29 protein-coding genes are annotated in these 26,907 nt (G+C 40.5%); 23 read left to right on the top strand and 6 right to left on the bottom strand.

Annotation, left to right across the window (positions count from 1 at the left end; translation table 11 throughout):
- The first annotated feature begins 46 nt into the window (after positions 1 to 46).
- The 10 genes from KQI66_RS00925 to KQI66_RS00880 all read left to right on the top strand — a co-directional run bounded on the left by KQI66_RS00925 (position 47) and on the right by KQI66_RS00880 (position 9,468).
- Positions 47 to 1,315 (top strand): amidohydrolase family protein, encoded by a 1,269-nt coding sequence (locus KQI66_RS00925; protein WP_216426831.1) that lies wholly within the window; start codon positions 47 to 49, stop codon positions 1,313 to 1,315.
- 16 nt (positions 1,316 to 1,331) lie between these two features.
- Entirely contained in the window at positions 1,332 to 2,618 is a 1,287-nt protein-coding gene (locus KQI66_RS00920; RefSeq protein ID WP_216426830.1) for an amidohydrolase family protein, read from the top strand.
- Complete coding sequence (locus tag KQI66_RS00915) at positions 2,615 to 3,202, top strand: nucleotidyltransferase family protein (protein ID WP_216426829.1); 588 nt, start codon at positions 2,615 to 2,617, stop codon at positions 3,200 to 3,202. The genes KQI66_RS00920 and KQI66_RS00915 overlap by 4 nt, the downstream gene beginning before the upstream one ends.
- Positions 3,203 to 3,495: 293 nt before the next feature.
- On the top strand, positions 3,496 to 4,509 hold the full coding sequence (locus tag KQI66_RS00910) for a methionine ABC transporter ATP-binding protein (protein ID WP_216426828.1): 1,014 nt from the start codon (positions 3,496 to 3,498) through the stop codon (positions 4,507 to 4,509).
- Between the two features lies 1 nt (position 4,510).
- Entirely contained in the window at positions 4,511 to 5,173 is a 663-nt protein-coding gene (locus KQI66_RS00905) for a methionine ABC transporter permease (protein WP_216426827.1), read from the top strand.
- 130 nt (positions 5,174 to 5,303) lie between these two features.
- Positions 5,304 to 6,164 (top strand): MetQ/NlpA family ABC transporter substrate-binding protein, encoded by an 861-nt coding sequence (locus KQI66_RS00900; RefSeq protein WP_216426826.1) that lies wholly within the window; start codon positions 5,304 to 5,306, stop codon positions 6,162 to 6,164.
- A gap of 730 nt (positions 6,165 to 6,894) precedes the next feature.
- Positions 6,895 to 7,944, top strand: coding sequence for a hypothetical protein (locus KQI66_RS00895; RefSeq protein WP_216426825.1), 1,050 nt, complete (start codon positions 6,895 to 6,897; stop codon positions 7,942 to 7,944).
- Between the two features lie 122 nt (positions 7,945 to 8,066).
- A complete protein-coding gene (locus KQI66_RS00890; protein WP_216426824.1) occupies positions 8,067 to 8,264 on the top strand; it encodes a hypothetical protein in 198 nt (65 codons plus the stop codon).
- 140 nt (positions 8,265 to 8,404) lie between these two features.
- Positions 8,405 to 8,788, top strand: a complete 384-nt coding sequence (locus KQI66_RS00885; RefSeq protein ID WP_216426823.1) for a metal-dependent transcriptional regulator — start codon at positions 8,405 to 8,407, stop codon at positions 8,786 to 8,788.
- Positions 8,785 to 9,468 (top strand): YjjG family noncanonical pyrimidine nucleotidase, encoded by a 684-nt coding sequence (locus KQI66_RS00880; protein WP_216426822.1) that lies wholly within the window; start codon positions 8,785 to 8,787, stop codon positions 9,466 to 9,468. Before KQI66_RS00885 ends, KQI66_RS00880 begins: the two co-directional genes overlap by 4 nt.
- A 50-nt stretch (positions 9,469 to 9,518) precedes the next feature.
- On the opposite strand, the gene KQI66_RS00875 is transcribed toward KQI66_RS00880, so the two are convergent.
- Positions 9,519 to 9,659: a hypothetical protein gene (locus KQI66_RS00875; RefSeq protein ID WP_216426821.1), complete on the bottom strand. Its 141-nt coding sequence runs from the start codon at positions 9,657 to 9,659 to the stop codon at positions 9,519 to 9,521.
- A gap of 246 nt (positions 9,660 to 9,905) precedes the next feature.
- Here KQI66_RS00875 and KQI66_RS00870 point away from each other — a divergent pair, with 246 nt between their 5' ends.
- Entirely contained in the window at positions 9,906 to 10,787 is an 882-nt protein-coding gene (locus KQI66_RS00870; RefSeq protein WP_216426820.1) for a metallophosphoesterase, read from the top strand.
- 21 nt (positions 10,788 to 10,808) lie between these two features.
- On the opposite strand, the gene KQI66_RS00865 is transcribed toward KQI66_RS00870, so the two are convergent.
- Complete coding sequence (locus KQI66_RS00865; RefSeq protein ID WP_216426819.1) at positions 10,809 to 12,395, bottom strand: N-acyl-D-amino-acid deacylase family protein; 1,587 nt, start codon at positions 12,393 to 12,395, stop codon at positions 10,809 to 10,811.
- A 175-nt stretch (positions 12,396 to 12,570) separates the two neighbouring features.
- Positions 12,571 to 13,191, bottom strand: a complete 621-nt coding sequence (locus tag KQI66_RS00860) for an MBL fold metallo-hydrolase (RefSeq protein WP_216426818.1) — start codon at positions 13,189 to 13,191, stop codon at positions 12,571 to 12,573.
- Between the two features lie 500 nt (positions 13,192 to 13,691).
- Between KQI66_RS00860 and KQI66_RS00855 the strand changes: the two genes are divergently transcribed.
- The 7 genes from KQI66_RS00855 to sigH all read left to right on the top strand — a co-directional run bounded on the left by KQI66_RS00855 (position 13,692) and on the right by sigH (position 18,828).
- Positions 13,692 to 13,856 carry a hypothetical protein gene (locus tag KQI66_RS00855; RefSeq protein WP_216426817.1) on the top strand — a complete coding sequence of 55 codons (165 nt, stop codon included), beginning with the start codon at positions 13,692 to 13,694 and terminating at the stop codon, positions 13,854 to 13,856.
- Between the two features lie 277 nt (positions 13,857 to 14,133).
- Positions 14,134 to 14,736 carry a Type 1 glutamine amidotransferase-like domain-containing protein gene (locus KQI66_RS00850; RefSeq protein ID WP_117840910.1) on the top strand — a complete coding sequence of 201 codons (603 nt, stop codon included), beginning with the start codon at positions 14,134 to 14,136 and terminating at the stop codon, positions 14,734 to 14,736.
- A 336-nt stretch (positions 14,737 to 15,072) separates the two neighbouring features.
- Entirely contained in the window at positions 15,073 to 15,546 is a 474-nt protein-coding gene (ispF, locus tag KQI66_RS00845; RefSeq protein ID WP_334300578.1) for a 2-C-methyl-D-erythritol 2,4-cyclodiphosphate synthase, read from the top strand.
- Between the two features lie 38 nt (positions 15,547 to 15,584).
- Entirely contained in the window at positions 15,585 to 16,994 is a 1,410-nt protein-coding gene (cysS, locus tag KQI66_RS00840) for a cysteine--tRNA ligase (protein ID WP_216426816.1), read from the top strand.
- An 8-nt stretch (positions 16,995 to 17,002) separates the two neighbouring features.
- Entirely contained in the window at positions 17,003 to 17,434 is a 432-nt protein-coding gene (locus tag KQI66_RS00835) for a Mini-ribonuclease 3 (RefSeq protein WP_216426815.1), read from the top strand.
- Positions 17,434 to 18,195 carry a 23S rRNA (guanosine(2251)-2'-O)-methyltransferase RlmB gene (gene rlmB / locus KQI66_RS00830; RefSeq protein ID WP_216426814.1) on the top strand — a complete coding sequence of 254 codons (762 nt, stop codon included), beginning with the start codon at positions 17,434 to 17,436 and terminating at the stop codon, positions 18,193 to 18,195. The genes KQI66_RS00835 and rlmB overlap by 1 nt, the downstream gene beginning before the upstream one ends.
- A gap of 18 nt (positions 18,196 to 18,213) precedes the next feature.
- Positions 18,214 to 18,828: an RNA polymerase sporulation sigma factor SigH gene (gene sigH / locus KQI66_RS00825; protein WP_216426813.1), complete on the top strand. Its 615-nt coding sequence runs from the start codon at positions 18,214 to 18,216 to the stop codon at positions 18,826 to 18,828.
- Here the strand turns inward: sigH and KQI66_RS00820 are convergent.
- Positions 18,825 to 19,766, bottom strand: coding sequence for a LysR family transcriptional regulator (locus KQI66_RS00820; protein ID WP_216426812.1), 942 nt, complete (start codon positions 19,764 to 19,766; stop codon positions 18,825 to 18,827). The genes sigH and KQI66_RS00820 overlap by 4 nt on opposite strands.
- A gap of 572 nt (positions 19,767 to 20,338) precedes the next feature.
- On the opposite strand from KQI66_RS00820, the gene KQI66_RS00815 reads away from it, so the two are divergent.
- From KQI66_RS00815 to KQI66_RS00805, 3 genes are all read left to right on the top strand, one after another.
- Positions 20,339 to 21,694 carry a sodium-dependent transporter gene (locus KQI66_RS00815; protein ID WP_216426811.1) on the top strand — a complete coding sequence of 452 codons (1,356 nt, stop codon included), beginning with the start codon at positions 20,339 to 20,341 and terminating at the stop codon, positions 21,692 to 21,694.
- Between the two features lie 295 nt (positions 21,695 to 21,989).
- Positions 21,990 to 22,220 carry a hypothetical protein gene (locus KQI66_RS00810; protein WP_330654917.1) on the top strand — a complete coding sequence of 77 codons (231 nt, stop codon included), beginning with the start codon at positions 21,990 to 21,992 and terminating at the stop codon, positions 22,218 to 22,220.
- 172 nt (positions 22,221 to 22,392) lie between these two features.
- Positions 22,393 to 23,481 carry an ornithine cyclodeaminase family domain gene (locus tag KQI66_RS00805; protein ID WP_216426810.1) on the top strand — a complete coding sequence of 363 codons (1,089 nt, stop codon included), beginning with the start codon at positions 22,393 to 22,395 and terminating at the stop codon, positions 23,479 to 23,481.
- Between the two features lie 120 nt (positions 23,482 to 23,601).
- Here KQI66_RS00805 and KQI66_RS00800 read toward each other — a convergent pair whose 3' ends face one another.
- Both KQI66_RS00800 and rbr read right to left on the bottom strand, forming a co-directional pair.
- On the bottom strand, positions 23,602 to 23,970 hold the full coding sequence (locus KQI66_RS00800; RefSeq protein WP_216426809.1) for a desulfoferrodoxin family protein: 369 nt from the start codon (positions 23,968 to 23,970) through the stop codon (positions 23,602 to 23,604).
- A gap of 145 nt (positions 23,971 to 24,115) precedes the next feature.
- Positions 24,116 to 24,649, bottom strand: a complete 534-nt coding sequence (rbr, locus tag KQI66_RS00795; RefSeq protein ID WP_253287606.1) for a rubrerythrin — start codon at positions 24,647 to 24,649, stop codon at positions 24,116 to 24,118.
- Between the two features lie 272 nt (positions 24,650 to 24,921).
- Between rbr and epsC the strand changes: the two genes are divergently transcribed.
- Together epsC and KQI66_RS00785 are read left to right on the top strand one after the other, a co-directional pair.
- Positions 24,922 to 25,824 carry a serine O-acetyltransferase EpsC gene (epsC, locus tag KQI66_RS00790; protein ID WP_216426808.1) on the top strand — a complete coding sequence of 301 codons (903 nt, stop codon included), beginning with the start codon at positions 24,922 to 24,924 and terminating at the stop codon, positions 25,822 to 25,824.
- 18 nt (positions 25,825 to 25,842) lie between these two features.
- Positions 25,843 to 26,820, top strand: a complete 978-nt coding sequence (locus tag KQI66_RS00785) for a DMT family transporter (RefSeq protein ID WP_216426807.1) — start codon at positions 25,843 to 25,845, stop codon at positions 26,818 to 26,820.
- The last annotated feature ends 87 nt before the right edge of the window (positions 26,821 to 26,907 follow it).

The raw sequence follows: 26,907 nt of genomic DNA, 5'->3' as shown, positions 1-26,907 counted from the left end.
TCTATAATTTCTTTGTATACAAACAATGAAAGGATTGCATTTATTTATGATAGAAAACAGCTTTGTATTGTACGGCAATATAATATACTCCGAGGATAAGGACACATTAAAAATATTCGAAAACAGCTACGCAGTTTGTGTTGACGGCATTTCTAAGGGCGTGTTCGCCGTTCTTCCCGATGAATATAAATCCCTTCCGCTTATCGACCGCAGGGATTGTATCATTATTCCGGGTATGACAGACCTTCATGTTCATGCACCGCAGTACGGTTTCCGAAGCGTTGGTATGGATTGTGAGCTTTTGGAATGGCTTGAGGCACACGCCTTTCCGGAGGAGAGTAAATATGCCGATACCGAATATGCAAAAAAGGCCTATGCACTTTTCGTCAACGATATGCGTTCCGGCTTTACAACAAGAGCCTGTATGTTTGGCACTATGCACGTAAACGGCACTTTGGAGCTTATGCAGCTTTTGGAAAATAGTGGCCTTAAGACAATGGTCGGTAAGGTAAATATGGATAGAAACTCACCGGAATATCTTTGTGAGGAAAACGCCGAAAAATCCGCAGAGGCTACCCTTGAATGGCTCGAAAAATCAAAGAAATTCAAAAATACTAAGCCTATCATTACTCCCAGATTTATACCGTCATGTACCGATGAGCTTATGGAAAAGCTCGGTAAAATCATTAAGGAACAGAATTTGCCCGTCCAGTCCCACCTCTCCGAAAATCCCAGCGAAATCGCATGGGTGAGCGAGCTTTGCCCTTGGTCAACGTCATATGGCGATGCTTACCGCCATTTCGGCATGATGAATAATAAAACAATTATGGCTCACTGCGTTCATCTTCCCGAAGAGGAAATCACAATGCTTAAGGAAAACGGCGCATTTGTCGCACATTGTCCGGAATCCAATATGAATATTGCATCCGGTATTTCTCCTGTCTGCCGTCTGCTTGCCGAGGACATTAATGTCGGAATCGGCTCTGATGTCGCCGGAGGAACAACACTTTCCATACCTAAGGCAATGGCACTTGCTATACAGTGCTCAAAGATTTACTGGCGTTATATCGATAAAAAATACGGCTATCTTAATCTCGAAAACGCATTTTTCATGGCAACAAAAGGCGGCGGAAAATTCTTCGGCAAGGTTGGTTCTTTTGAGGACGGCTATGAGTTTGACGCACTTGTGCTTGACGATAAAAGTATCGCAACATATGTTGATTTCACACTTAAGGAACGCCTTGAACGCCTTATCTATCTCGGCACAAAGCATAATATAAAGAATAAATTTGTAAACGGTGTACAGCTTTTTTAATAAAGGAGGCTTTCATATGTATGACCTTGGCATAATTAACGGCAAAGTCTGGCTCGACGGCGGATATATTAATACCAATCTTTATGTTAAAGACGGAAGGATTGCGGCCATTTCGTCCGATAAGCTCGAATGTATTGATAACATTGATGTGAGCGGAAAGAAAATTCTTCCCGGCTTTATAGATCCTCATGTGCATTTTTCGCTTACCGTTGCCGGAAACACATCGACCGACGATTTCCATACCGGCTCAATAAACGGACTTATGGGCGGTGTAACCACGTATATCGACTTTCTTGATCCCGTAAAGAAAAAGGCCGATTATAAAGCCGTATTTGATGAAAGAATGGCACTTGCGGAAAATTCTGCCTCGGATTATGCCTTTCATGGCTGTTTTGCCAATCCGACCGATTGTGCAGAGGATATGATAAAGGAAGGACTTAAATACGGAATAAGCTCCATAAAGCTTTTCACGACCTATTCCAATACGGACAGACGTACATATGACGATTATATTCGTGAACTCCTTAAGCTTTCAAAAATGTATAATGTTCGTATAGTTATTCATGTTGAAAATGATAACCTTGTCGATTATGGCAAGGAAATACTCATTGCCGACCACGAAAAAAGCAGGGATACTCTCTGCGAAACAACCGAGGTAATAAAGCTGGCACAGATGGCAAGAGTTACCGGAGGTAATCTTTATATTGTCCATGTCAGTGCCGGAGCAACAGCAGACATTGTTGCGAGAGAATACGCAAAGGAGTTGAAAAAAGGCGATATTATAATGGAAAGCTGCCCGCATTATTTTATATTTAACTCCGATGTCTATTCACAGGAGGACGGCTATCTTTATACAATGACGCCTCCATTAAGACCGGAGAATGACCGGCTTCTTCTTAACGAAACAATAGATTCAATAAGCACAATAGGCACAGACCATTGCCCGTTTAAGGCAGAAATGAAAAAGCATAAATATACATCGGAAACGCCTATGGGTATCGGTGGAATCAAATATTCCTTCCGCAATATGTATACGTTGTTCGGCGATAAAATAATAGATAAATTTACATCAAATCCGGCTAAGGCTTACAATATGTATCCAAGAAAAGGCACACTTCTTGTCGGAGCAGATGCGGATATTGTTGTTTTTGATGATAAAGCCGAGGAAATAATTGCCGACGAAGAGAGCCTTTATAACGGCAGAAGGGTAAAGGGCAGAATTGAAAAGGTCTATCTCGGCGGAAAGCTTGCCGTTGACGGCGGAGAATATCTCGGCAGTCACGGAAAATATATTGAGCGATGAAAAAGCGTATAACTGCGGTTATTACCGCATCAGGCTTCGGCAGGCGAATGGGCGGAAATAAGTTGCTAATGGATTTCAACGGAAAGCCGTTGTTTCAATATGTGGTTGATACTGTCGCAAATTATAGCTTTTATGAGGCTATTGTGGTGACTGCATACGATGAAATAATGGGATATGCCTGTAAAGTGGGTGCCGATGCCGTATTCAATCCATATAATGCCGAAGGAATGGCTGCCTCGGTTCGTCTTGGTGCGGAGTATGCAAAGGACTGTGACGGCATAATGTTTTTTACTGCCGATATGCCGTTTATATCATGTTCGGAGATTGAACGGCTTGTGTCGGCGTTTGATGAGTATGGCGGCATAATCGTTCCGAACGTGAACGGAATAAGACGCAATCCGGTTGTATTTTCGTCGGAGTACAAGAACGACTTTCTTTCGCTTTCAGGCGAGCAGGGCGGACGGGTTGTTATGAACAAACACAAAGACCGTATTTATCAGGTTTTCTTTGATGATGAAACGCCGTTTTACGACATAGATACGCCGGAGGATTTAAAAAATTTTAAAAAAAGTGTTGACAAATGATTTTTGTGATAGTATCATTAGCAACAGTAAACAAAGTTATTCTAACAATAAGGTTTGATTTTTGAAGAAAGGAGATAACACACATGAATACATTGTACTTCAACAACACTATGATGATGATGTGCAGCCGTAGCATGATGATGTCTATGGTTAGTTTTGATGCGTGTTATGTTCCGACGGATTGCACATCTGCTTTTTGATTAAGGCTGAGTAAATACAACGTCTGCATGACACCATGCAGACGTTTTTTTGTAAGTAAATGGTATGTGCATAAATAAAAACAGGAGGAAAATATGTCAGAGAATATTATACAGCTCAAAAACATATCCAAAACATTCGTTACAGATAAAGGTGAATTTAAAGCACTTGAAGACATAAATCTTGACATAAGCCGTGGCAGTATATATGGCATAATCGGTATGAGCGGCGCCGGAAAAAGTACACTCGTAAGATGTATTAATTATCTTGAGGTACCGACGGAAGGTTCGGTTGTAATCGACGGAAAGGAGCTTGGCTCACTTACAGAAAAGGGGCTCCGTGAGGAGCGTAAAAGCATAGGAATGATATTCCAGCATTTCAATCTTCTCCAGCAGAAGAACGTAATTGATAATGTAAGCTTTCCTTTAAGAATAAACGGAGTGAACAAAAAGGATGCACATAAGAGAGCCGCAGAGCTTCTCGAAATAGTCGGACTTGCCGACAAAGCCAATTCCTATCCGGTTCAGCTTTCCGGCGGCCAGCAGCAGAGAGTTGCCATTGCCAGAGCCTTGGCAGGAAATCCTAAAATCCTTCTCTGTGACGAGGCAACAAGCGCACTCGATCCGCAGACAACAAAATCAATACTTGAGCTTCTTAAAAATATCAATGAAAAATACGGAATTACAATAGTAATAATTACTCACCAGATGGCGGTTGTCAGAGAAATCTGTTCGCACGTTGCCGTTATATCAAAGGGACACATCGTTGAAAACGGAGAGGTAAGCGATGTATTCTCAAGACCTAAGACAAAAGAGGCAAGAGAGCTTATAATGCTCGAAAGCGGTGAGAATACATGGTACAATGAAAGCAGTGAAGATGATAACTGCGTAAGAATCGTATTTACCGAAAATTCAGCCTATGAGCCGGTTATTTCCAATATGATAAAGAAATTCAACTGCGACGTAAGCATCTATCAGGCGGATACAAAGAAAATAAACGGCAAAACTACAGGTGAAATGATAATCGGACTTCCTAAGGACGAGGAATTAAGCAGACAGCTTAAGGACTATCTTACGGAAAAGGGCATTATAGTAGAGGAGGCAAGATAACATGATTTCGGCAGAATTTATGGCAAAGCTCGGTGAAGGCACACTGGCAACACTTTATATGACTATATTTACCACAATATTCGGATATGTTGTCGGTCTTCCCTGCGGAATTGTTCTTTCGCTTACGGGAAAAGGCGGACTTAAGGAAAACAAGGTTATATACAGAATATTCGACGTAATAGTAAACCTTATCCGAAGCGTTCCTTTCCTTATTCTTATTATACTCCTTATGCCCTATACAAAGAAAATCGTAGGACAGAGCTACGGAACAAAGGCAACACTTGTACCGCTCGTTGTCTGTGCCGCACCGTTTATAGCACGTATCGTTGAAAACTCACTGAGAGAGGTTGACGGCGGCGTTGTTGAGGCGGCAAGAGCAATGGGAGCGGATACATTTACAATAGTAACAAAGGTGCTTCTTGTTGAGGCAAAAACATCACTTCTCGACGGTGCAACACTTGCTGTCGGAACAATACTCGGTTATTCGGCAATGGCAGGTATCGTCGGCGGCGGCGGACTCGGAGATATTGCAACAAGATATGGTTATTACAGATTTGATTCGGGAAAGATGTGGATTACGGTTGTGCTTCTTGTCATTCTTGTAAACATACTTCAGGCAATCGGTATTAATGTATCGAAAAAAACGGATAAACGAAGAGTTTAAAACTTAATCGGTTTGTTGTTGCATCAGCACCAGCCGGCGGAGCTGATGCATTCAATATAAATTTATTATTAAGGCAATAATGAAAAATCATTTTTATTTAATTTATATTAATTATGGGAGGAAAACAAAAATGAAAAAAAGATTATTAGCAGCAGTAGTAACAGGTGTACTTTTAACAGGAGCTTTAGCTGGTTGCGGTTCAACAGCTAAGACAGAAACAAAGGACGATGCAAACGCAGAGACAACAGGCGAGCTTGAGCCTCTTACAGTTGCAGCATCAGAAACACCTCATTCAGAAATCCTTGAGCAGGCTAAGGCAGCTCTTGCTGAAAAAGGCTATGACTTACAGGTAACAGTATTCGATGATTACATTCAGCCCAATGCTGTTGTAGAAAGCGGCGAAATCGATGCTAACTACTTCCAGCACCTTCCTTACCTTGAATGGTATAACGAAGAAAACGGTTCTGATCTTGTTTCAGTTGCAAAGATCCACTACGAGCCTTTCGGAATTTATCCCGGAACAAAAGCAACACTTGATGAAATCGCTGACGGAGATGTAATCGCAGTTCCTAACGATACAACAAACGAAGCAAGAGCACTTCTTCTTCTTCAGGACAACGGCGTTATCACATTAAAGGAAGGCGCAGGTCTTGAGGCAACAACAGACGACATCGTTGAAAATCCTCACAATGTACAGATCGAAGAGCTTGAGGCTGCACAGGTAGCAAGAGTTAAAGATGAGGTTGCATTCGTAGTTCTTAACGGTAACTATGCACTTCAGGCCGGTTTCTCAGTAGCAAAGGATTCAATCGCATTTGAAAAGGCTGATTCAGAAGCAGCTACAACATATGCTAACATCATCGCAGTTAAAGCAGGTAACGAAGACAGCGACAAGATAAAGGCACTCGTTGAGGTTCTTGAGTCAGATGAAATCAGAGATTACATCACAAACACATACGACGGAGCAGTTGTTCCTTACGTTGAGCAGTAAAAAAGATTATTAAGGGCTCTGCCCTTAAACCCGAAATCCTTTAAAAAGGATTTATCTAAACTCTATTAAACCTCCATTCAAAAATTTGAATGGAGGTTTAGATTTTAAACAAAGTTATTTTTGTACGGCGGAAGGTATTAGGAAACGAAGAGTTTCCTAAGTTTAATCCATACTGTCATGACTTTTGCTTTGAAAAAGCAAAAGCGGCTTTGCCGCCGCACTGTCTTGTGCGGTCAATAGACGGGATTCATTCCCGTCGAGGAGAATAGCTTAGTCATGACTTTCGCGAGCGAAAGTGGCTTCGCCACCATGCTATCTTGCATGGTCAATAGTTTCAAGGCTTTAGCCGATGGAATGAGCTATTCATGCATCTGTTTAAATAAGTCGAAATTGTAAATTTCGACTTAGGTGGCGGCTTTGCCGACACCTTTTATCTCCATTCGGATTTCCGGATGGAGGTTTTTATGGAATGATTATGATTGTATATATTAATATTTAAAACAATGTTTTATGTAGTTATTGCTATAAAGCGGTAAATGGTTAAAATATGGGTATAACTCACCACTTCCGGCTGTATTTTGAACAAAATCTTAATAAAAATAGGCAGAATTTAATAAAAAATATTCCTTTATTAAGAAAGTTGTAATTGAATAAATTTTGATACAATTATATAATATAAACATAAGAAGAAATTTATACCTGTATATTAAGGAGTGGAAGTGGTTAGGCCATGAAGAAATTTTGTAAAATTCCAATTGGATTTATGCTTGCAGCGCTTGTGCTGAGCGGCTGTTCAGCCGGCAAATCGGCAGATTCGGTTGAAACGGCAGATAAAGAAACATCAAAAATGGCGATTGCGAATAATTCGGATTCGTCAGCCACACCAAAGGAAGAAAGTTCGGCTATTGATGAAGGTACTGCATCGGAAAGCGATAATTCAGATGAAAGCGTAATAATAGAGGTTACGGACTCAAACAGTTTATCAAGCACAGAGAGCTTTCGCATTAAAATCGCCAATAACAGTGTGGCTTCCCAGTCAGCTAAGAATATTGATGCAGAACTGGATTCGGCTGTAGGTGAGGCTGTTTTTACAGGCAATGAGGGTACGTATTTGGAGGGCGAGCTTCAAACAGAGGGACATATAGTGCTTGATACAAGCTCTGTTGGCGGAGATACGGTCGTTTATGCCCTTACAATGTATGGCGAATACGGCTTTGAGAACGATACATTCGTAAAGGTTGCCGGTTCGGGAACAATTCCGGTGGTTATGACCTTTGGATATTCAAAGGACTCCGGTTATCAGCTTAAGAACTATTCTGTACCGACTGACGGCAGTGGCTATGTCCAGTCGATTAAGGATATGTTTCCGCAGAGCCTTTATAACAGAGTGCTGTCGATTTCGGAAAGCGATAGTAATAATCTGACATCACAGGAAAGAACCTATGCAAAGGCGTATCTCAATAAAATAGGCAGAAGTGCAAGGATAGCCGAAAATGCCGAAAAGGAATACGTTGACGTTGATGCTGAGGTATCCAATGAGGTGTCAAAACGCTATTGGGAATATCCTTCGTGGATAGGAACACAGGAAAAGATAGAGAACAACGTGCGTTATGTCTATGAAACACAGTGGAAGAACTATGGCGGCGGCGACAGTATGATTTATTTCACGAAGTATGTTTATGACACAGGCGAAATAATCAAGTCAATAAATGTGTATATAGAAGATGATAAGATTGCATCATCGGAAGAAAAGGTAACAAAAATAATCGGAAATAAATAAAATAAGTATAGAACATGAGGGCGTTTCAACGCCCTCTAATATTGTAAAAACTTGTGAGTGACGTAAAAGTCATGACAGGTTTTCGACTTAGAATTTATAATATTGTTTAACGGAGAATAAATATGTCTAAAAAATTAACAATCGTTTTAATAACTTTAATACTCGCAATTGCAACCGTCTGGAATTTCTATGACTTTGTTGCAGGCCCGTCGAAGCTTGAAATGGACTATCTTTCGCTTTTCATTAACGGAGCCGCAATAATTGTCTGGGTAAGATATATTGTCATATCGTTTAAAAAACATGCCGGTAAAAAGGCATAAGTTATACAAATTTGCCTTTATATAAGCTGATTACATATAAAAAAATAAAATTTGATTGAAAAAATTTGATCTTTATTGTATACTTATAAAATAAGGGATTTTAGGTATTAGGAAATAATTATAATTAAGGAAGTGATTTTATGGCAGTTACCGAAGCAGTTGAAAACTATCTTGAAGCGATATTGGTGCTTAAACGTAAACAGCCCGATGTACACGCTATTGATATATGCAATTATTTTAATTACTCAAGACCTACGGTTTCCGTTGCGCTTAAACAGATGAAGGATAAGGGCTTTATTCTTGTAAACGGTGAAAACCATATTTCTCTCACAGATGAAGGTCTGGAGGTTGCCGAAAGAATATACGAAAGACATACTATTATTTCAAAAATGTTGGTTTCTATCGGTGTCAGTGAGGCTACGGCACTTGAAGATGCCTGCAAAATCGAGCATGACCTCAGCGATGAAACATTCCGGTGCATTAAAAAGCATTTCAATGAACGTATGGCAAAGGAGCAGAAATGATTTATCCTATTCTTTTGTTCGATATTGATGACACACTTCTCGATTTTGATTCGAATGAGGAAAGCTCGCTTAAACAGCTCTTTAAATCCCGTGGCATAAAGGATTTTGACACAACGGCGAAGGTTTACAGAGAAGTGAATAATGAGCTTTGGCATAAATACGAGCATGGAGAAATTGATATAAATAATTTGTTCAATACACGCTTTGCCATCGCAATGGCTAAGCTCGGCATAACGGCAGATGGTGAGGAATGGGAAGCCGAATACAGAAAATATCTTTATCTCGGTGCAGAGCCTGTGGAAAATTCGCCGGAGATAATAAAACGGCTCCATGATATGGGCTATCGTGTTTTTGCCGCAAGCAACGGCATTAAAGAAATGCAGATTTCCAGATTGAAGCTTGCCGGAATGTATGACTGCTTCGAGGACATATTTGTTTCCGATGAGGTCGGCGTGCAGAAACCGCTTGTTGGCTTTTTCGACTATGTCGCCACACATATCCCAAGCTTTGATAAAAGAAAAGCACTTATGATAGGAAATTCGCTTTCGTCCGATATTCTCGGCGGAAATAGAGCTGATATAGATACCTGCTGGTATAATCCGCATAAAGCAGAGCCGTCGGAAGAAATCAGAAGTACATACGAAATCGAAAAATTAGAGGATATATTCAAAATAGTATAGATAGCATAAAAGCGTACCAATCGGTACGCTTTTTTCGTTAAAGTTTTTCATTATTTCTTAGCCTGCATTGCCTGATTTACGCAGTATGTAAGTGAGCCTGCGGCATTGTGAGCGGCAACACAGTCACAGCATTTTCCGTGGTTCTTGCAATCTACCTTTACACAGGGACATTCATGTTTATTTTCGCACATAATTTTTCCTACTTAAATTAAACAATATACCTTATATGTAAAACAATCTGCCTTACTATTCTGATTGTACAAAAATCAAACCGATTGGACAATATGAATATTATATAATATTGTGACTGAAATTTCGTTAATATTTTTGGTTGATTTACAATAATTAATCAGTTTTTTAACACCTCTGTGATATAAATAAATGAGGTCTTTTGCTATCATAAAAGTGCAGTAAATTTATTTATGGAGATGATCATTATGAAAAAATCGGCTTTGTTCAAATTGACAGTTTTTCATACAAATGATATTCATGGAAAGATTGATTCACTTCCGCAATACAGCACCGTTGTGAACGAAATCCGCAAGAAAGAGAAAAATGTACTTCTTCTGGACAGCGGCGATATATTTCTCAGAGGCGAATATCAGAGCTTCTCCGGAATGGTCGAAAGGGATATTTTCTGTGCAATGGGCTATGACGCATGGGTCCCCGGCAATAACGATTTTCGTGTTCCTTTCGGTGACGGAACGGCGGAAAAATCAAATCGCCAGCTCGCTGATATAATAAATAATGCCGCTTTTGAGCCTGTTTGTGCCAATGTAATCTATAAATCCACAGAAAAATATATGGACGGCTTTAATCCCTATTTCATAAAAAACATTAATGGTGTAAAAATCGGCATTATCGGCGTAACCTCTTTAAAGCCTCAGGAGCGTAACTGGAATGAGGTTTCCGATAAATATTTTGAAAGAGGCGATATTGCCGTTGAAAAAATTGCGGCTGAGCTTAAAAATAAATGCGATATAATGGTTGTGCTGTCCCATTGCGGAATAAACATGGATATAAATATTGCCGAAACAGATGGTATTTCTGCCGTTTTCGGTGCAGATGACCACTATGCGCTTAAACGTCCAATAAGAATAAAAAATCACTCCGGAAACGAAATTCCCATTGTCCAGAGCGGAGGAGAGGAACGCCACTATCTCGGAAGGCTTGACTTGTATTTTGAGCATAAAAACGGAAAATACATTCTGAACGGCTATACAAGCGGCTTCTGCGATATTTCCGAAACAAATGCCGATGAAAACATATTGAAAATAATAGACAGCTATGCCGAAACGCAGAGTATTATTGTTGCGTAAATCCGACATGGCTGTCTTGTTTTATTTCTCTCTTTTTATAACTCTTCCACTGAAATTGCCGGTAAGCCTGCCGTCGGTATAAGCGGCTTTTCCGTTTACATAAACGGTCTTTATGCCTTCCGAAACCTGATTTGAGTTTTTGTAGGTTGCGGTTGCCTTCAGCTTTGATAAATCGCAGAGTATAAGGTCTGCATCGTATCCGTCGGCAATAACGCCCTTATGCTTAAAGCCGAGCCTTTCTGCCGCAAGTCCTGTCGCACGATGTACAAATTCCTCTGCGGTGAATATTCCTTTGTTCCGTACATATAAATCGTAGCCCTGTGTGAATGTTCCGAAGGCTCTCGGATGAATGTTTTCTCCGGGCATACCGAAAAGTGCGTCAGAGCCGATTACCGTATCGGGATATTGGGCAATCTCCAGAAGATCGTCCTCACACATATGGAAATAAACCGCAAGTCCTAAGCCTTTGTTTTTGCGTAAAATATCTATGTATGCCTCAAACGGCTCCATTCCGACCTTTTCGGCATATTCGGAAACCGTCATTCCGTCGGCGGAATGGTCAAAGGGACAGCTTGAAACAAGAACGCCGTCAAAGCCGCCGCAGGCAATTACATAGTTTTCATAATCGTCAACGGGTGCAGACATTCGCTGACGAATTTTTTCTACAATACTTTCGTCCGCAAGATATTCCGCAAGCTTTTCGTTTCCGTCCTTTCTGTATTCCGGCGGGATAGATACGTTGAGTGCAGTCATTCCGGCAAGATAAGGGTAGTGGTCAAGCGTTATTTTCATGCCCTTTGCCTTGTATTGGCTTACTTTCTGCAAAATTTTGTGCGGCTTTCCCCAGTTGGTTCTTCCTGCCGCTTTGAAATGGGAAAGAAACAGGGTAACGCCTGCCTCGTATGCGGTTTCCAGTGCCTCGTCATATGCTTCGATAACTCGGTTGGATTCGTTCCTTACATGGGTTGCATAAAAAGCGTCGTATTTTTTTATTACCTTGAGCAGCTCAAATATTTCCTCCTTCTGCGAATAGCAGTTGGGAACGTATACAAGCCCTGTGCTTAAGCCGAGTGAACCGCTTTCGATTGAGCGGGCAAGCATTTCCTTCATTATGTCCATATGCCTTTCGGAAGGCTTGTCTGTGCTGTATCCCATGGCATAAAGCCTTAGCGAGCCCATGCCCGTATAGTATGCAAAATTCAGACGCTTTTGTGTTTTTTCAAGCTCTTCGGCATAGCCTTCGGGAGTGCTCAAAGCGGATACATTCTCCGGAAATGTCGGTTGACCGCAAAAGCCCTTTGCAAATTTGGTAAAGTCGGAAATGTCTCTTATCGGAAACATGGAAATAGAGCAGTTTCCGGTAACCTGGGTTGTAATTCCCTGTGAAAGCTTGGACAGAGAGGCAAAATCGTCAAGATAATTTATATCGCCATGTGAGTGTACATCAATAAAGCCGGGTAAAAGAGTAAGTCCGTTACCGTCGATAACCTCCGCCGATGGGTACTCGCCTGTACAGATTTTTCCGTCCTTAACACCTACATCGCCGATATAGGCTTTTCTGCCTGTTCCGTCGATTATGTTTATGTTTTTAAATAATATATCTGTCATAATGAATAAAGTATAGCACCGAAAGCAGAAAAATAACAGTGCATAACGGACTTAATTTATGCTATCCACCATGTTCCGTCCGGACACATTTTCAAAACGATTAAATTTCAAAATATATTCTCCTTTATATATACAAAAACTGCACCTTTCCATATCGAAAGGGCAGTTTATCGGTTTATTTGTATTTTAAAACAACAATCTTGTGCTCGTTATTTCTTTCTATTTCTGTTGTATTGGTATCCAAAAACTTTATGTTGTCCTCAAACTCCAGAAACGCATCAACTCGCTGTATCTCGTTAAAGCCATAATCTAAGCCGCTGTAATGGCAGGGAATAACAACCTCCGGATTGAGCTCGTTCACAAGGTTGTGAATGTAGTTTGGCTCCATTGTATAAAATCCGCCGACGGGAATCATAGCTGCGTTAAGATTGGATAAAAGTATTTTCTGCTCATCGGTCGGAAAACAGCCGATGTCGCCGAAATGAGCAACTCTTATGCCGTCTGCCTCAAAAATACGAATTATGTTTGCACCACGCTTGGCACCTTTCACATCATCATGCCAGCTGTGTATTTCGGTAATTTTGAACGGATTGTCGGTTCTGCCGGAAAGCTCCACAAGCTCCTTTGCGTTGTGGTCGCCATGCCCATGGGAGCAGTAAACGGCGTCGGCACTCAGCCTTAATGGCTTAAGACCGGGAATGTATCCGTCCTCGTAGGGATCAATAACGGCACTGAAACCGTCGTAGCTTATTCTGAAGCACGAATGTCCGAACCATTCTATTTTAATGCTGTTCATATTTTTACCTCCTTATGCCGGGATTGAATACAATAATAATTATACCATAAGTGTGTGGTGAAAGATATACTTTATAGCATATCTAAGTCGAAATCAGGAATTTCGACTTGTTTAAACAGAAGCATGAATAGCTCATTCCATCGGCTAAAAAGCCTTGAAACTCGCTATTCTCCTCGACGGAAATGAATCCCGTCTGCGGATTCCACTTAGGAAACTCTTCGTTTCCTAATACCTTCCGCTGTACAAAAATAACTTTGTCTACAGTCTGAGATATACTTTATAGCATATCTTAAATTTTAGAAAATTATTTTGCGGCTGATTTCTTTAAAATATTTCGCAGAAATATTTTGTCAAAGTTTAGATAAAACCTTTTCAAAGGTTTTTGGGCAAAGCCCCGTAATATTTAATGTATATCTTAGAAAAATTTCATTATTTATTCATATCATGTTAATAAGCCGCAGTTATAATATCCTCATAAAACAAAAGCAGGAGTGATGCTGATGAAGCTTAAAATAAAACATAAATCCAAAAAAGCGGCAAACGGAAAAAATGCCTATGCCTTGTGCCTTGCCTTTATGATGGTAACAATGACAGGCAGTGCATTCGGTAATATTTCGACTGTTTCCGAACAACAAACAATATCGGAAGCGGTAATTATTAAATAGTTTTCTTCTTTTTTCTCCTATATATAAAGGCAGATTTCACTGTAATATGTGACTTCTGCCTTTAAATTTTGTCCCTATTTACATTTGTGTGTCTGATGTATCAACAGTATAATTATACATTTCACGAATTGCGTAAGCAATTAGAAAATCAAGTAGTCCAAATTCCATAAAATGAAATTTTAGGGCAAATTACAGACATTGGCTTGGCTGTAGTATTTTTAAACAACATGTGTTAGACTACTGTTATACAAATCGAAATTTATAAAGGAGAATATTGATGAAATTATTTTTATGTTCGCACTTTTCAAGTGTAGGAAGTCTGATAAAGGAAGAAATTGAAAATAAGAAAGTCGCATTTATTCCAACAGCTTCACTGCGTGAAGGCTACACCGGTTATGTCGGCTCGGCTCGAAAATTATTCAAAAAGTTGGGAGCGATCATAACTGAAATTGATATTTCAACGGAGGCTTATTCAACGATACAGTCTGTTTTTGAAGAAGCAGATGTAATATATTTTACCGGCGGAAATTCTTTCTTTCTTATGGACCAGCTCCGTAAAACGGGAACTGATGGACTGCTGAAAAAGGAATTGGCAAATGGAAAATTGATGATCGGCGAGTCGGCAGGCGCAATTATATGCGCTCCAAACATCCAATATATCGAGCAAATGGATGAAAAGCCGGAGGACTACTCACAAGAAGATGATGCAGGGATTGATTTGATTGATTTCTATGTTCTTCCGCATTATCTTACAGCACCATTTAAGAAAGTTACCGAGAAAATAATGACTGAGTTTTCGGATTTGAATCTATGCCCAATTAACAACCGTCAGGGAATTGTAATTGATGGTGAAGATTCAAAGGTTATTTGCAAAGACTAATTTGAAAATTCCAGTTTGTCAACTACAAGTGACATTGAAAGAGTCAGCCCATTCAAGGTGCTGGCTCTTTCAAAAATTCCATTCTAATAAATTGCATGATAACTTAGAGTAAAAATGAATACCCATTAGCCGGAAATGAATAGAAAATGAATAAAAGTGTGGTGTTTCGTATAATTATGAGTTATATGCATCAGACACACTTTTGTAAAAAGGGAGTAAATTTTTAATGTCAATCTAAAATTATTAAGTCAGTTTTTTATTGCATTGAAAAAAATTGTGTATAATGGTATTATTATAAGATAATGCGGTGGAGGTTGGTTTTTGATGAAAAGTAATATAAGAATAGGGCAGGGCTATGATGTGCATAAGCTTGTCGAAGGCAGAAGGCTTATTCTCGGCGGAGTTGATATACCCTACGAAAAAGGCCTTCTCGGACATTCCGATGCAGATGTGCTTGTTCATGCGGTTATGGACGCTCTTCTGGGAGCGGCGGCTCTCGGTGATATAGGCAGACATTTTCCCGATAACAGCGATGATTTCAAAAATATATCAAGCCTTATTCTTTTAGACAAGGTTTTTCACTTGCTTAAAGATAAGGGATATACTACAATTAATATTGATGCAACTGTGATTGCACAAAGACCTAAGCTTGCATCACATATCGAGGATATGCGTAAAAATATCGCCAATGCACTTCAGTGCGATGTTGACCAAATAAACATTAAGGCAACAACCGAGGAAGGACTCGGCTTTACCGGCACAGGCGAAGGCATTGCGGCACAGGCGGTCTGCCTTATCGAAAAAATATAAAATTACAGCGTTTAAGCTTTATTTAAAGGAGAAAAACAATGAAAATCTATAATACTCTTACAAGAAAAAAGGAAGAATTCGTTCCTATGGAGCCGGGAAAGGTCAAAATGTATGTTTGCGGCCCTACCGTATATAACTATATCCATATCGGAAACGCAAGACCTTACGTTGTTTTTGATACGGTTCGCCGTTATCTTGAGCATAAGGGCTATGAGGTAACATATGTTCAGAACTTCACTGATGTTGACGATAAAATAATCAAAAGAGCAAATGAAGAGCATTCATCAATGCAGGCGGTATCGGAAAAATATATTGCGGAGGCACTCCATGATGCAGACGGACTTAATGTAAAAAGAGCAACCGTTCACCCGAGAGTAACACAGGAAATGCCCGAAATAATCGAAATGATTCAGGAGCTTATCGATAAAGGCCATGCCTATGAGGATAACGGTACTGTATACTATGATACAAAATCTTTCCCGGAATACGGCAAGCTTTCAAAGAAAAACCTTGATGAGCTTATTGCCGGAGCGTCCGAGCGTGTAGAGGCAGACGCCGCAAAGAAAAATTCAACCGACTTCGTTCTCTGGAAGCCTAAAAAAGAAGGCGAACCCAGCTGGCCATCACCTTGGGGCGACGGCAGACCGGGCTGGCATATCGAATGCTCTGTTATGTCAAAGAAATATCTCGGCGAAACAATTGATATTCATGCCGGCGGCGAAGACCTTATATTCCCTCACCATGAAAACGAGATTGCACAGAGCGAGGCTTGCAGCGGAAAGATATTCTCAAGATACTGGATGCATAACGGCTTTATTACCGTAGATAACGAAAAAATGTCCAAATCAGCCGGAAACTTCTTTACAGTAAGAGAAATCTCCGAAAAATTCCCTTACGAAGTAATCAGATTTTTCATATTAAGCGGACATTACAGAATGCCTCTTAACTTCAGTGATACACTTATGCAGGCAAGCCAGAACGGCCTTGAAAGAATTAAGACAGCTGCTCAGTCACTCGAGCATTATATTGCTAACTGCACAACGGAAACAAAGGCCGACGATGCGGAAAAAGAGGCTGAAATAAACGGATTCCTCACAAAGTTTGAGGCAGCTATGGACGACGACTTCAATACGGCAGACGCAATAACAGCTATCTATGAGCTTGTTAAATTCATAAATGTAAATATAACGGAAGGCTTCTCAAAGAAAGCCGCTCTTGCCGCACAGAAGATGTTCAATGAGCTTTGCTCCGTTCTCGGTATTCTCCAGTCCGAGGAAAAAGAGGAAGAGGATCCCGAAAAGGAAAAAATCGAATCACTTATCGCTAAACGTGCGGAGGCTAAAAAAGCAAAGGACTTTGCGACAGCCGATGCCATAAGAGATGAGCTTGCGGCTATGGGAATTACAATCAAGGACACAAGACAGGGTGTTCAGTGGTTCAGAGCATGAGGTAAATAATGACAGACGAATTTTTTGCGGAAATATTAAAAAAAGAATATGACGGCGTTTCTCCGAGAGAGCTTTCTCCTCTTGTGCTTGCGTATATCGGTGATGCGGTTTATGAGGTGCTTGTCAGAACGAGAGTTGTTGCCGAAGGCAATGCACCGGTAAACAAAATGAACTCCAAGGCAAGACGCATGGTTAATGCCAAGGCACAGTGCAATGCTTATTTTGTTATGGAGGATAAGCTTACCGAGGACGAGCTTGCGGTGTTCAGAAGAGGCAGAAATGCAAATTCCTATACACACCCGAAAAACATGGACATTTCGGACTACCGTCATGCAACAGGTCTTGAGGCTGTTTTCGGCTATCTTTATCTGTCCGGACAGCAGGAGAGAATAACAGAGCTTTTCGAGCTTGCTTATCCGCTTGATACGGAGGAAAACTGATGAAAAACGATAAGGAAAAAGAAATAAACAAAAACCAGCTTGAGGGCAGAAATGCTGTACTTGAGCTTTTGAGAAGCGGCAGGGATATAGAAAAAATAATAATCCAGAAGGGCAATGCCGAAGGCACAATAAGACGTATTCTTGCCATGGCAAAGGAACAGGGCGTTGTCGTTCAGGAGGTTGTTAAGCAGAAGCTTGACGATATGAGCCAGACAAAAAACCATCAGGGTATTATCGCACTTGTGCCGGAGCATGATTATGCCGAGGTTTCCGATATTCTCAAAAGAGCGGAAGAAAAGGGCGAAAAGCCGTTTATTGTCATACTCGATAACATAACCGATCCGCATAATCTCGGTGCGGTTATAAGAACGGCAGAATGTGCCGGAGCACATGGCGTTATCATTCCCAAAAGAAGAAGTGTCGGCCTTACCGCCGTTGTCGGAAAAACATCTGCCGGAGCTATCGAATATATGCCGGTTGCGAGAGTAACAAATATATCCAAAACAATAGATGATCTTAAAAAAGCCGGTATATGGGTTGCCTGTGCCGATATGGGCGGAGATGATTATTTCGATGCCTCTCTTGACGGTGCAATCGCAATAGTTATCGGCTCGGAAGGCGACGGAGTAAGCCGTCTTGTAAAGGAAAAATGCGATTTTGTTGTTTCAATGCCGATGTACGGAAAAATATCCTCGCTTAATGCCTCTGTTGCTGCCGGATTGCTTATGTATGAGGTAGTAAGACAAAGACATTATAAATAAGGAAGCAGGTATTTTTTAATGACAGAAACAAATTTCAGTGAGCTCTCCGACGAAAGCGTTGTTGTGCTTGCAAAGGACGGAGATACCGCCGCCCTTGATTACATATTGGAAAAATATAAGCCCTTGGTTAAGGCAAAATCCAGAGCATATTTTCTTAAGGGTGCCGATAACGAGGACATAATACAGGAAGGAATGATCGGTCTTTATAAATCCGTAAGAGATTTCAATGGCGAAAAGCATTCCTCGTATAAAGCTTTTGCGGAGCTTTGCGTAAACCGACAGGTTATAACCGCCGTAAAGGCGGCAACAAGACAGAAGCATACGCCGTTGAATGATTATGTTTCACTCAATAAACCTGTTTTTGACGAGGATTCGCAGGAAACAATTATTGATAACATAAAAGCAACGGAATCCGATAATCCCGAAACAATGATGATAGGCAGAGAGGCAAGGGAAGGCATAGAGGAGCATTTGATTAAAAATCTCAGCCGTTATGAAAGTACGGTGCTTAATCTCTATCTCGAAAAAAAGTCCTATGCCGATATTGCCGCAATAACGGGAAAACCGGAGAAATCCGTTGATAATGCACTCCAGAGGATAAAGCGTAAGCTTGAAAAATATCTGGAGGTTTAAAACAGAAGACTAATTTTTTCAGACTCCGTTTCTCTAAGTGACGGAGTTTTTTCTAATATATCCAAAAAGCTGTGCAATGCCGGGTTTTCGTTGCTGTTTTGCCATGCCGCTATTATTTCCTCGTCTTCGTCTTCGCCGGCAAGCGGAATGAACACAAGGTTATCCGCATTATAAAGCTTGTCTGTGCAGTAATCGGGAAGTATGGAAATTCCTTCTTCTGCGGCAACCATCATAAGAATGCTTTCCGTATCGGCAGAGCGGAAGAGTATGTTGGGCTTGTAGCCGGCGTCCTTATAACGCCGCATAAACAGTGAATCGCCGTAGGAATCGTTTGATGCGTCCGGTGACATATAAAGTATATTTTCGCCTCTAAGCTCCCATCGGCTCAACTGGTTACGCTGTGCAAACGGATGTCCGGGATACAGAGCAACAACAAGCCTTGCTTTTTCGACTGTCTTGTAGGCAATGTCCGGCTGTTTTTTCAGGTTTGTGCTGTCCCAGGTAAATATAATGTCGTATTCGTGGTGCATAAGGCCGGCGGCAAGCACGTCGGTCGAACAGCGGTAAAATGTAATGAGCACATTGCTGTTTTTCTGATGAAAGTGCCGCATAAGCACAGAAAGGTTGCTTCGCTCATATCCGCATACATATCCTACACGAAGTGTACCGATAAGACCGGTTGCCGCATCATGCACACGATCGGCGGCACGGTTCATACGTTCCAGAATTGCCTTTGCCTCAATAAGAAAAACCTTTCCGGACGGAGTAAGTGTTACCGGACGGGTGTTTCTGTTGAATAATGTACAGCCGAGCATTTCCTCCAGAAGCTTTATCTGCTGGGTAACGGCTGTCTGAGATATATAAAATTGCTCGGCGGCCTTGCTGAAGCTCTGGTTTTCTGCCGCGGCAACAAAATATTTTAACTGGTTTCGGTTCATGGCTTTTCTCCTTATTATTTTATTTATGTGGCTTTGTCAAAAACTCCACAAGTATTTAAAACTATCAGCAATTCGCTATGCAAATTTACCTACTGATAAAATTTGTTTTAAAAAAATTCTTATGACTAATTTAAGTTAACTACAAAATTTTAACTTTGTATTTTCGAAAACCGAAAAAACTGAGCAGCATTCCTGCGAAGGTCTATGGTCATGACTTTTGCTTTGCAAAAGTTGCTACGCAACCGCACTGTCTTGTGCGGTCAATAGTTTTCAGTAACTTTAGCGTGTCCGGGACAGGGGAGCTGCGAGGGGTGAAAGTCGTTGGTCATGACTTTCGTAAACGAAAGCAACTGCGTTGCCGCACCATCTTGTGCGGTCAGTACTTCGCAATTTAAGCGCGCACCCCTCGCAAAAACACCATTGCGACTTGTAAAGCCGCAAAAAGATTTTATAAAAATCGTTTATTAAAACGATATTATAAGTTTTTCTTATTTTATCATAGAAAAGCGGTCATTGTAAACACCGTTTTTAAGTAGTAAAATAAGTATATCTTTTACAAATGGGGTGTATTTATGAACCGAGAATTATTTCGTTCCAGACTTGGATTTCTTCTGGTAAGTGCCGGCTGTGCAATCGGTATCGGCAATGTTTGGAGATTTCCGTATGTTGTGGGACAAAGCGGCGGCGGATATTTTGTGCTGTTTTATCTTATCTGTCTTTTGATAATGGGTGTTCCTGTTTTAACAATGGAGCTTGCGGTTGGCAGGGCAAGCCGAAAAAGTGCTGTCCTTGCATATAAAACGCTTGAAAAGCCCGGACAGAAATGGCATATACATGGCTGGTTCTGTATGATCGGCTGTTATCTTCTTATGATGTATTATACAACGGTATCCGGCTGGATGGTCGATTACTTTGCCGAATTTATTAAAGGTACGTTTGTCTCGGGAATGGCGTCCGATGCGGTAAGCGGTGTGTTCGACGGACTTCTTTCCAATCCCGGAAAAATGGTATTCTGGACAGAAGTGGTTGTTGTTGCCGGATTTATCGTTTGCAGCTTTGGTTTGCAGAACGGACTTGAAAGAATATCTAAGGTAATGATGCTTGCTCTTCTTGTGCTTATTGTTGTTCTTGCAGTTCATAGCCTTATGCTTCCCGTTGCATCGGAAGGTATGAAATTTTATCTTCTTCCTTCTGCCGAAAGCATAAAAACAAACGGACTCGGAAACGTAATTCTTGCGGCAATGAATCAGGCATTCTTCACACTCAGCCTCGGTATTGCGGCAATGGAGATTTTCGGCAGTTATATGGGCGATGAGCATACGCTCGGCGGTGAGGCAATACGTATCTGTGTACTCGATACATTCGTTGCGCTTATGGCAGGAACTATTATTTTCCCGGCATGCTTCTCCTTCAATGTATCTCCCGATGCAGGCCCTCCGCTTATATTCGTAACACTTCCTCAGGTGTTTGTTAATATGGAAGGAGGACGTCTTTGGGGTGCATTGTTCTTCCTCTTTATGGTTTTTGCAAGCTTTTCAACTGTTCTTGCGGTTTTTGAAAATATTATTGCGATTTGCATGGATACATTCGGCATAAGCCGTAAAAAGGCGGTAATAATAAACGGAATTATACTTGCGGTGGCAAGCCTTCCATGTGTATTCGGCTACAATATATGGAGCAGCCTTCATATAATCGGTGCAAGAGATGTGCTTGACAGTGAGGACTTTTTGGTAAGTAGTCTTCTTCTTCCGATAGGTTCGCTGGTATATCTTCTTTTCTGCGTAAGTAAATGGGGCTGGAAGTTCGATAATTACCTTGCCGAGGTAAATAAGGGCGAAGGAATAAAGCTTTCGCCTAAACTTAAATTCTATTTCAAATTTATTTTGCCTGTATTGATTATTATAGTTCTTTTACAGGGATTGTTATAAATGATAAAAGACGGAAACCGTTTGAATGCGGTTTTCGCTTTTTTGTATTAAAATACAATGAAATTTTATACTTGTTATATCTTGTAGGTAACGTATTTTAGTGATAATATATTTATTGCATTATATTTTTGTAAAGGGATAGTGTATATGGAAGAGGAAATAAACGGTATGGCAGGAAAACGCCGCAACCGGAGAGCAAAAATACATAGACGCATATTTTGAAGAGGCAAATGTCGTAAAAAGCAGAGAAAAAGCCCTTGATGATCTGGCGGAACTTAACGGAAGTCCGGAGGCAATGGATTCACTTAAGCTGGCACTTTCGGAATCCGTTGAGCTTATGCAGAGTGATGTTGTCGTTATTCCAAAGTCGGTACATAAGGAAAGAATGCAACAGAATTTTGATGTGTTCGATTTCACACTTTCCGCAGAGGATATGACTGCAATCGAAAAGCTTGACAGCGGAGAAAGCTTATTCTTCTCACATTACGATCCTAAAACGGTAGAGTGGTTCATGTCTATTTTATAATGGGTTTTTAAGGAAAGAACTTACTCCGTTTTGTTTACAGCGTTTTTTTATTGTGATATAATTATACACGTATAAATGAATAAACGGACTTTATGTGATAAACAAAACTAAAGGTGTGTGAACGGATTCGGTATTCATGCACTTTTCGCTAATGACAACGGAGGTAACTTAAATGAGCTTTGAACTACGAAAATTTACGGCACCTGATTTTACTGAAGAAATTTTTGTCAATGCACCCAATGCAGTGCTTGCGGAATCACCATTCGATGCGGTCGCACCGGAGAATTATCATGCAATGAGCATATTTCCCGAATATTTTAAAATAAACGGACAATGGCTTCTTGCCGAAGAGAGCCGTATGGACTGCGTTCCGGTATATGAAAACGGTAAAATAATAGTTCGTGAATTTCGTCTGCTTAAAAAAGGCGACCTCGTTGTAACAGGCAGAACGGAAAACTGTGAGGACGGAATTTATGTATATCCTTACGGCTTCCATGAGGAAAGACAGGAACAGGACGTTTTCGCTTTCCGTCAGAACCGTTCCAGAGAAACAGCATATTCCAAGGATTATGACGATCTTTACGAGCTTTTGAAATATGAACGTGAGCATGGCAAAATCGTCTGGGTAATGGGACCGGCGTTTGCCTTTGATAACGACGCAAGAAACGCTTTTTCCAAGCTTGTTGCAAATGGATACGTAAACGCAATTCTTGCCGGAAACGCTCTTGCAACCCATGACCTTGAGGCGGCATATCTTTCAACAGCTCTCGGACAGAATATCTATACGCAGAAAAGCCAGCCCAACGGACATTATAACCACCTCGATACAATCAACAGAGTTAAATATCATGGCTCAATAGCTAAATTTATCGAAGAGGAGCATATCGACAACGGTATAATCTATAACTGTGAGAAATATAACATTCCTTATGTTCTTGCCGGCTCAATAAGAGATGACGGACCTCTTCCTCCTGTTCATGCTAATGTTTATGAGGCACAGAACGCAATGCGTGACCAGATAAGAGATGCAACAACCGTTATCTGTATGGCAACAACCCTTCATACAATAGCAACCGGAAACATGACTCCTTCATACAGAGTGCTTAAGGACGGAACGGTAAGACAGGTTTATTTCTATTGCGTGGATATTTCCGAGTTTACGGTTAATAAGCTCAGCGACAGAGGCAGCCTTTCCGCAAAGGGAATCGTAACAAATGTTCAGGACTTTATTGTCAACTTAAGTAAGGGCTTGAATCTTTAATAAAATAGAATATATAATGTTTTACGGCCGTACAAATTTGTACGGCCGTTTTTGTGTTGTACGCTTAAGCATGAAGCAAAAACGGAGTGCTTTGGCACTCCGTTAATTTTCTGTATGTAATTATTTCTTCCAAAGTCCGTGAAGATTACAGTAAGCATATGCCTCAACAAGCTCATCGCCGTCTGCAAGGGCAAATTCTGCCTTAGGCTCATCTGTGGGAGTAAGGCTCTTGAGCTGTGTTCCCTGTTTTGTCTGGATAGCGATAAATTTGATATAGTGAGCCTCTGTCATAGGGTGGATAACAGAGCCGACAACAACCGATACCTTGTTTCCGTCAACAGTAACCTCGGGAACGTGTTTTTCAACGGCAGCGTCAACAGATCCGGGTACAAGCTCAGTCATTTTCTGACCGCAGCACATAACGGGTACGCCGCTGGGATCGGCAAAAGTGATGATGTTTTTACAGTGTTCGCAGATGTAGAATTTCATAATTATTTTCCTCCTTTTTATGGGACTCTGTCCCAAACCCTGTGATCCTTTTAAAAGGGTCAACCTAAATTATAATTAATATATATTTTATAACATTTGATAAGTAACTGATTAACGGTTTTCAACTTAAGACGTACACGCCGCTTTAGTAATTTTCCTTGCGAACCTCGAAATATGATCTGGGATGAGCACATACCGGGCATACATCGGGTGCTTTTTTGCCGATTACGATATGTCCGCAGTTGCGGCATTCCCACATAGTTTCTTCGCTTTTTTCAAATACCTTCTGCATTTCGATGTTGTTAAGAAGGGCACGGTATCTTTCTTCGTGAGCCTTTTCGATTTCACCGACCATACGGAACTTTTCAGCAAGGTCTGTAAATCCTTCCTCTTCGGCAACCTTGGCAAATTCTGCATACATATCTGTCCATTCGTAGTTTTCGCCCTCAGCCGCATGAAGAAGGTTTTCTGCTGTTGAACCGATTCCGTTTAATGCCTTGAACCACATCTTTGCATGTTCCTTTTCGTTGTCGGCTGTGTGCTGGAATATAGCCGAAATCTGCTCATAGCCTTCTTTTTTTGCAACGCTTGCGAAATATGTATATTTGTTTCTTGCCTGGCTTTCACCTGCGAAAGCTTCCATAAGGTTTTTTTCTGTTCTTGAACCTTTTAATTCCATAATCAATCCTCCTAATCAAGCAGTTTTTAATAACAATTATCATTTACTAAATGTTATCATATAACTAAAATAAATGCAATAGTTTTTTTGAAAAATTGTTTAAAAAACTATACTAAATTATTAGTTAAGACTAACAATCTTTTTTAATATTTACTATGTTTTTATATATAAACTTACTCTTATATGACAATTTGTATTGACAAAATTCAAAATATTGATATAATACCATAGTATATTAGTAGGAATTTTTAAATGAAGTGGGGTATATAATTATGATAACCGGAAAAGAATCCGTAATGCAAAACGCTATCAGCAAAATTTCAGAAAACTATATTTATGACCATGAATTTCCGATTTACTGCGATAATATGCGACTTCCCAACAGAAGTGAAATTGTGTCGATAATAAAGGATATACAGAAGGTTGTTTTTCCGGCATATTTCTGCGGAAGCGAAGCAAGAGGAATGGATTCCAAGGAGTTTATCGAAAAAACACTTATTACAATATATTATCAGCTTAAAACACAGCTTGAGCTTGCTCATTCTCTTTGCAAATGCACAAAGGTAACAAAGGTTTTCGATTCTGACAGAATTGACGATATTTGCAGTGAATTTATAAATGAAATACCTAATATCCAGAATAAGCTTATTAAGGACATTATAGCCAACTTCGAAGGCGATCCTGCTGCAACAAGTAAGGCAGAAATTATTCTTTCTTATCCCGGATTTTACGCGATTTTTGTTTACCGCTTTGCACATGAGCTTTATAAGAGAAATGTGCCTTTCATTCCCAGAATGATGACAGAACACGCTCATAGCAAAACCGGTATAGACATCAATCCCGGTGCGGAAATCGGCGAATATTTCTTCATCGACCATGGTACAGGTATTGTTATCGGCGAAACAACAACAATCGGCAACAATGTCAAAATATATCAGGGCGTTACTCTCGGAGCACTTTCACCGAGAAAAGGTCAGGTACTCTCCGGCGTAAAACGTCATCCTACCGTTGAGGACAACGTAACTATCTACGCAAACTCAACAATACTCGGTGGTGATACGGTAATCGGAGAAAACTCTGTAATCGGCGGTAACTCCTTTGTAACTGAATCCGTTGATAAAAACAGCTATGTGAGCATTAAGGCTCCCGAGCTTATTATCAGAACAGACGATTAATTGACGGAGGCAGTACAAATGGAGAAATCGGTTAAAAAAGAAAGCTTTCTCGCCATAGCACTTCCGGCAATGCTGTGCTGTGCTTTATGGGGAAGCGCCTTTCCGTGTATAAAAATAGGCTATCGGTTGTTTGAAATAAACAGTGCAAATACTGCTGACGTAATATTGTTTGCCGGAATGAGATTTATTGTATCCGGCTTGTTGGTTCTGCTTATCGCTTTCATAGGCGGAAACGGCTTTATAAAGTTGAAAAAAGATGCTGTCGGCAGTGTGCTTATTGTTTCAATGTTTCAGACCATTCTCCAGTACGGTTTTTTCTATATCGGACTTGTTCATACGACCGGCGTAAAGGCATCAATAATAACAGGCTCTAATGTATTCTTTGTTATACTGATTTCAAGTCTGCTGTTTAAGGAAGAAAAATTTACATTAAAAAAATTTATCGGTGTTGCGGTTGGTTTTGTCGGCGTTGTGCTTGTAAATCTGACCTCAGACGGAAGCGGAGCTGGACTTACATTAAACGGTGACGGCTTTGTGTTGATTGCCGCAATATCCTATGGATTTTCGTCTGCATGCCTTAAGAAATTTTCGGCTAAGCATTCAACACTTATGCTCAGTGCCTATCAGTTTCTTTTCGGCGGCATAATACTTTCGCTTTTCGGACTTATGCTCGGAGGAAGGGTAATGCATTATACATTCAGCGGAATTATGATGCTTTTGTATCTCGGTTTTATTTCTGCGGCGGCATATTCGCTCTGGGGCAAGCTGCTTGCATCGCATGAGGTTTCGAAAGTGGCTGTCTATGGCTTTACGAATCCTGTTTTCGGCGTAATATTCTCAAGAATTTTATTGCCCGATGAAAATTCCGCACTTGGATTGACGGTTATTTTAGCCCTTGCACTTGTCTGTACAGGAATATTTATAATCAACAGCAATGGAAATGAGATCCGAAAAAGACGATTAAACGGTAAAAATACAATATTTTATAAATATTAGTAGGGAAAAGACGGTTTTTACCGTCTTTTTTTACGTATATTTGACAATTTCAACAAATGAAATAATGTTTGTTAATTTATTTCTGTG

It is taken from the genome of Anaerotignum sp. MSJ-24, from assembly GCF_018918145.1.
GTDB lineage: Bacteria > Bacillota > Clostridia > Lachnospirales > Anaerotignaceae > Metalachnospira.
Note: the sequence above shows the minus strand (reverse complement) of the source record. Positions and strands in the feature narration are given on the sequence as shown.

Coding starts and splice junctions, on each gene's coding strand:
- KQI66_RS00925 (WP_216426831.1), top strand. CDS start 47: ATGATAGAAAACAGCTTTGTATTGTACGGCAATATAATATACTCCGAG.
- KQI66_RS00920 (WP_216426830.1), top strand. CDS start 1,332: ATGTATGACCTTGGCATAATTAACGGCAAAGTCTGGCTCGACGGCGGA.
- KQI66_RS00915 (WP_216426829.1), top strand. CDS start 2,615: ATGAAAAAGCGTATAACTGCGGTTATTACCGCATCAGGCTTCGGCAGG.
- KQI66_RS00910 (WP_216426828.1), top strand. CDS start 3,496: ATGTCAGAGAATATTATACAGCTCAAAAACATATCCAAAACATTCGTT.
- KQI66_RS00905 (WP_216426827.1), top strand. CDS start 4,511: ATGATTTCGGCAGAATTTATGGCAAAGCTCGGTGAAGGCACACTGGCA.
- KQI66_RS00900 (WP_216426826.1), top strand. CDS start 5,304: ATGAAAAAAAGATTATTAGCAGCAGTAGTAACAGGTGTACTTTTAACA.
- KQI66_RS00895 (WP_216426825.1), top strand. CDS start 6,895: ATGAAGAAATTTTGTAAAATTCCAATTGGATTTATGCTTGCAGCGCTT.
- KQI66_RS00890 (WP_216426824.1), top strand. CDS start 8,067: ATGTCTAAAAAATTAACAATCGTTTTAATAACTTTAATACTCGCAATT.
- KQI66_RS00885 (WP_216426823.1), top strand. CDS start 8,405: ATGGCAGTTACCGAAGCAGTTGAAAACTATCTTGAAGCGATATTGGTG.
- KQI66_RS00880 (WP_216426822.1), top strand. CDS start 8,785: ATGATTTATCCTATTCTTTTGTTCGATATTGATGACACACTTCTCGAT.
- KQI66_RS00875 (WP_216426821.1), bottom strand. CDS start 9,659: ATGTGCGAAAATAAACATGAATGTCCCTGTGTAAAGGTAGATTGCAAG.
- KQI66_RS00870 (WP_216426820.1), top strand. CDS start 9,906: ATGAAAAAATCGGCTTTGTTCAAATTGACAGTTTTTCATACAAATGAT.
- KQI66_RS00865 (WP_216426819.1), bottom strand. CDS start 12,395: ATGACAGATATATTATTTAAAAACATAAACATAATCGACGGAACAGGC.
- KQI66_RS00860 (WP_216426818.1), bottom strand. CDS start 13,191: ATGAACAGCATTAAAATAGAATGGTTCGGACATTCGTGCTTCAGAATA.
- KQI66_RS00855 (WP_216426817.1), top strand. CDS start 13,692: ATGAAGCTTAAAATAAAACATAAATCCAAAAAAGCGGCAAACGGAAAA.
- KQI66_RS00850 (WP_117840910.1), top strand. CDS start 14,134: ATGAAATTATTTTTATGTTCGCACTTTTCAAGTGTAGGAAGTCTGATA.
- cysS (WP_216426816.1), top strand. CDS start 15,585: ATGAAAATCTATAATACTCTTACAAGAAAAAAGGAAGAATTCGTTCCT.
- KQI66_RS00835 (WP_216426815.1), top strand. CDS start 17,003: ATGACAGACGAATTTTTTGCGGAAATATTAAAAAAAGAATATGACGGC.
- rlmB (WP_216426814.1), top strand. CDS start 17,434: ATGAAAAACGATAAGGAAAAAGAAATAAACAAAAACCAGCTTGAGGGC.
- sigH (WP_216426813.1), top strand. CDS start 18,214: ATGACAGAAACAAATTTCAGTGAGCTCTCCGACGAAAGCGTTGTTGTG.
- KQI66_RS00820 (WP_216426812.1), bottom strand. CDS start 19,766: ATGAACCGAAACCAGTTAAAATATTTTGTTGCCGCGGCAGAAAACCAG.
- KQI66_RS00815 (WP_216426811.1), top strand. CDS start 20,339: ATGAACCGAGAATTATTTCGTTCCAGACTTGGATTTCTTCTGGTAAGT.
- KQI66_RS00810 (WP_330654917.1), top strand. CDS start 21,990: ATGGATTCACTTAAGCTGGCACTTTCGGAATCCGTTGAGCTTATGCAG.
- KQI66_RS00805 (WP_216426810.1), top strand. CDS start 22,393: ATGAGCTTTGAACTACGAAAATTTACGGCACCTGATTTTACTGAAGAA.
- KQI66_RS00800 (WP_216426809.1), bottom strand. CDS start 23,970: ATGAAATTCTACATCTGCGAACACTGTAAAAACATCATCACTTTTGCC.
- rbr (WP_253287606.1), bottom strand. CDS start 24,649: ATGGAATTAAAAGGTTCAAGAACAGAAAAAAACCTTATGGAAGCTTTC.
- epsC (WP_216426808.1), top strand. CDS start 24,922: ATGATAACCGGAAAAGAATCCGTAATGCAAAACGCTATCAGCAAAATT.
- KQI66_RS00785 (WP_216426807.1), top strand. CDS start 25,843: ATGGAGAAATCGGTTAAAAAAGAAAGCTTTCTCGCCATAGCACTTCCG.